This is a genomic window from Streptomyces sp. NPDC059002, assembly GCF_042740435.1.
In the GTDB taxonomy this organism is placed as follows: domain Bacteria; phylum Actinomycetota; class Actinomycetes; order Streptomycetales; family Streptomycetaceae; genus Streptomyces.
The window spans coordinates 1-3,748 of the sequence record NZ_JBHYJI010000135.1 but is presented as its reverse complement, the minus strand read 5'-3'; the positions used below and the strand labels follow the sequence as shown (position 1 = coordinate 3,748).

General features: G+C 72.9%; 5 protein-coding genes. 3 read left to right on the top strand and 2 right to left on the bottom strand.

Annotation, left to right across the window (positions count from 1 at the left end; genetic code table 11):
* The first annotated feature begins 95 nt into the window (after positions 1 to 95).
* Positions 96 to 779, top strand: coding sequence for a uracil-DNA glycosylase (gene ung / locus ACFWZ2_RS43405; protein ID WP_384555323.1), 684 nt, complete (start codon positions 96 to 98; stop codon positions 777 to 779).
* A 2-nt stretch (positions 780 to 781) separates the two neighbouring features.
* Here the strand turns inward: ung and ACFWZ2_RS43400 are convergent, their stop codons facing one another.
* Entirely contained in the window at positions 782 to 1,192 is a 411-nt protein-coding gene (locus ACFWZ2_RS43400) for a DUF3224 domain-containing protein (protein ID WP_384555322.1), read from the bottom strand.
* A gap of 102 nt (positions 1,193 to 1,294) precedes the next feature.
* Between ACFWZ2_RS43400 and ACFWZ2_RS43395 the strand changes: the two genes are divergently transcribed.
* Both ACFWZ2_RS43395 and ACFWZ2_RS43390 read left to right on the top strand, forming a co-directional pair.
* Positions 1,295 to 2,260, top strand: coding sequence for a helix-turn-helix transcriptional regulator (locus ACFWZ2_RS43395; RefSeq protein WP_384555321.1), 966 nt, complete (start codon positions 1,295 to 1,297; stop codon positions 2,258 to 2,260).
* Between the two features lie 125 nt (positions 2,261 to 2,385).
* A complete protein-coding gene (locus ACFWZ2_RS43390) occupies positions 2,386 to 2,874 on the top strand; it encodes a hypothetical protein (RefSeq protein ID WP_384555320.1) in 489 nt (162 codons plus the stop codon).
* A 181-nt stretch (positions 2,875 to 3,055) separates the two neighbouring features.
* Here the strand turns inward: ACFWZ2_RS43390 and ACFWZ2_RS43385 are convergent, their stop codons facing one another.
* Complete coding sequence (locus tag ACFWZ2_RS43385; protein WP_384555319.1) at positions 3,056 to 3,409, bottom strand: hypothetical protein; 354 nt, start codon at positions 3,407 to 3,409, stop codon at positions 3,056 to 3,058.
* Between the last annotated feature and the right edge of the window lie 339 nt (positions 3,410 to 3,748).

Sequence of the window (3,748 nt, the reverse complement as noted above, 5' to 3'; positions counted from 1 at the left end):
GACCGCTGGTTCTGTGTAGGGCTTGATTCGTGCCGCCCCTTCACTGCCCATTAGGTTCTGTGGTGAGAAGTGACCGCACACCGGAGGTTGTTGACGTGACCGACATCGCCATGCTGCCCGCGTCCTGGCGCGGAGTCCTCGGCGAGGAGCTGCAGAAGCCCTACTTCAAGGAGCTCACCGAGTTCGTCGAGGAGGAGCGGGCGAAGGGTCCCGTCTACCCCCCGCGTGACGAGGTCTTCGCCGCCCTCGACGCGACGCCGTACGACCAGGTGAAGGTGCTCATCCTCGGCCAGGACCCGTACCACGGCGAGGGCCAGGGGCACGGTCTCTGCTTCTCCGTGCGCCCCGGTGTGAAGACCCCGCCCTCGCTGCGGAACATCTACAAGGAGATGAAGGAGGAACTCGGCCACCCCGTGCCGGACAACGGCTATCTGATGCCGTGGGCCCAGCAGGGCGTCCTCCTCCTGAACGCGGTCCTCACGGTCCGTTCCGGCGAGGCCAACTCCCACAAGGGCAAGGGCTGGGAGAAGTTCACGGACGCCGTGATCCGCGCGGTGGCCGACCGCCCCGACCCGGCCGTCTTCGTGCTCTGGGGGAACTACGCCCAGAAGAAGCTCCCCCTCATCGACGAGGAGCGGCACGTGGTCGTGAAGGGCGCGCACCCCTCGCCGCTCTCCGCGAAGAAGTTCTTCGGCTCGCACCCCTTCACGCAGATCGACGCGGCGGTGGCGGCGCAGGGGCACGAGCCGATCGACTGGCGGATCCCCGACATCGGCTGACGTCAGCCCTCCAGGGCATAGCCGAAGGTGTACGGGGTGGTGGGCTGCCCGCCCCGTGCCGTGAACGAACCGGCGCCGGTGAGCCCCGCCAGCTCACCGGTGGCCGAGCCCGGCAGCACGGTGAACGAGCACTGGATGGTGCCGTCGGCACCGAAGGAACCGCGCTGCTCGATGACGAACGAGCCCTTGCGGCCGTCGAGCGTGCCGTCGATGAACTCGTGGCCGACGTAGCTGCCGACCGTCTCGCTCGTGTACGCGATGGTGTACTGGCACGAGGTTCCGGCCGCCTCGATGCCGCCCACGTAGTCGTTGGTGACGGAGGCGTGCGCGATGCGGGCGCCGCCCTCGGCTCCGGCGATGGGCTTCTCGTCCCACTGGGCGAAGGTGAAGGTGCCGGTGATCTGCGCTGACATGGGGTCCTCTCGGTGGTGCGGACCCGGGGCGGGCCGCTCTGAGGGAGACTCTGACAGCGGTACCTGACACCTTCTGTCAGGTACCGGGGCAGACTTGACCGCATGCGCGCCGACCGGCTCCTCGCCCTCCTCCTGCTGCTCCAGAACCGCGGACGCATGACTGCACCCGAACTCGCCGAGGAGCTGGAGGTCTCGGTCAGGACCGTCTACCGCGACGCCGAGGCGCTCGCCGCGTCAGGGGTGCCCGTCTACGCGGAGCGCGGCCCCGCGGGCGGCTTCCGGCTCCTCGACGGCTATCGCACGCGGCTGACCGGCCTCACGGACGACGAGGCCGACTCCCTCTCGCTGGCCGGCATGCCGACGGCCGCAGCCGATCTCGGGCTCGGCGCGGAACTGGCCACCGCCCAGCTGAAGTTGGCCGCCGCGCTGCCCGCGGGCCTCGGCGAGCGGTCGCGGCGCATCCAGGAGCGCTTCCACCTCGACGCGACCGCCTGGTTCCGCACCGCGGACCCGGCGCCGCTGCTCGCCCGGGTCGCCGACGCGGTGTGGCGGCAGCGGGTGCTGCGGGGGCACTACCGGCGCTGGGGCGGCGAAGTGGAGCGCGTACTGCACCCCCTGGGCCTGGTGCTCAAAGCGGGCAACTGGTACCTGGTGGCCCTCGCCGACGGCAACGTACGGACGTATCGGGTTTCCCGGTTCCTGGAACTGACCGTGACGGAGGAGGAGTCCGCCGAACGCCCCGACGGGTTCGATCTCGCACGCCACTGGGCGCAGGCGTCGCGCGGCCTTGAGGAGCGCGTGCTGCGGGGGACCGCACACCTGAGAGTCTCGCCGTCGGGCCTTCGGCTGCTGCCTGCCCTGTTCGGGGCGGCCGGGGCGCGGGCCGTGGCCGGGGCGGGGGACGCCGACGCGGACGGCTGGGCCGAGGTACGGCTCGACGTGGAGGAACTGCCGGTCGCCGTGAGCGACATCCTCCGGCTCGGCCTCGACGCCGAGCTGCTCGGCCCGCCGGAACTCCGCGCCGAACTGGCCAGGACCGTCACCGGGCTGGCCCAGCGGTACGCGTGAGGGCCCCACGTCCGAACGTGCCTGACCGTGATTGTCAGTGGCTGCGGCTAGCGTCGGAAACGACGGGACAGCCGGCCGGTGGGCCGGGCCGTGCAGACGACGGGCGGACGAGTGCGGAGGACGCGGTGACGGATCAGCAGGAGCAGACGGCGGAGGACGCCATGATGACGCGGATCGGGCAGGCGGTCATGCTGCATCACGGCGGCGACCGCGAGGAGGCGCAGGACCGCTTCCTCGGCCTGTGGGGGGAGATCGGCGAGGACGGCGACCCACTGCACCGCTGCACGCTCGCGCACTACATGGCGGACACGCAGGAGGACCCCTCCGACGAACTGGCCTGGGACCTGCGGGCGTTGTCGGCGGCGGACGAGCTGACCGACGAGCGCCTGAACGCACACCACCAGTCCCTCGCCGTGCGCGGGTTCTACCCCTCCCTGCACCTCAACCTCGCCGCGGACTACGCGAAGCTGGGCCGCCCCGAGGCCGCCCGCAGCCATCTGCGCCGGGCGCGTGGAGCGACGGGGGCCCTGGGGGACGACGAGTACGGGAACGGGATCAAGACGGCCATCGCGAGGCTGGAGCGGGAGGTGGGGGAGGGGAGCGAGGAGGAGTGAGGGGAGTTGGGGGGCTGGGGGTGAGCGGGGAGGGGCGCCAGGGGGCGAGTAAGTGCGGGGAGGGGTGAGGCGGTACGGGGACGGGGAGGAGGCGGTGCCGGGGTGAGGGCGCTGTGCATCGGGGTGTGGCCGCGTGGGGGCGGGGTGTGGCCGCGTGGGGGCGCGGCCTCGGGGCGTCGCGTCAACCGCCGTACGTGTCACGGCAGATGACGGCTTGGGGGCTGTCCGGCGCCCAGCCGCCGTAGCTCTCGCCGAGCGCGCACACGTCCGTGCCGGGCGCGGCGGCGCTCGTCGGGGGAGCGGGGCGGGTGGCGCCCGCGTCGGGCCGGGTCGGGGCGGGCCTGCGGATCGGGGGTGGTGCGGAGTGTTCGGGGCGTGGCGCGTGGGACGGTGCGGCGGCGGGGGTGTGGGCCACGGGGGCGTCCTCAGCCGCCGGGCGCGGGGGCGGTCCCATGCGCTCCAGCGCCTCCCTGGCGGGGGCCTGCACGATCTGCGGTCGGCTCTTGCCGTCGGTCCTCGCCGCACTCGGCGTCACGGTGGCCGCGGCCGGTCCTGCCGGTCCGGGAGGGTCTGGTTGCCGGACACTCACGCATCCGGCGACTGCGGCTGAAACGGCCGCGGTGACAAGCAGCGCGGCGGCGGTGGTCGTCGATCGATGCACTCGCCCAACTCTGCGATGCGCGGGGGCGGTTGGGGGAGCGAACGCGGACAGGTTGCCCCGCACGGGTGACGGGGCGGGTTGGGGTGCGGTGGGGGCGCCGTTTCCACGGCCTGCCCCGGGGCCTGCCCCGCCTCCTCGGCCCGCCCCCCCCCGGGGCACCCTCACCCGTCCAACATCCCCCGCAACAGCTCCGCCACCCCCGCCCGCAGCTCC

Coding starts and splice junctions, on each gene's coding strand:
- ACFWZ2_RS43395 (WP_384555321.1), top strand. CDS start 1,295: ATGCGCGCCGACCGGCTCCTCGCCCTCCTCCTGCTGCTCCAGAACCGC.
- ACFWZ2_RS43400 (WP_384555322.1), bottom strand. CDS start 1,192: ATGTCAGCGCAGATCACCGGCACCTTCACCTTCGCCCAGTGGGACGAG.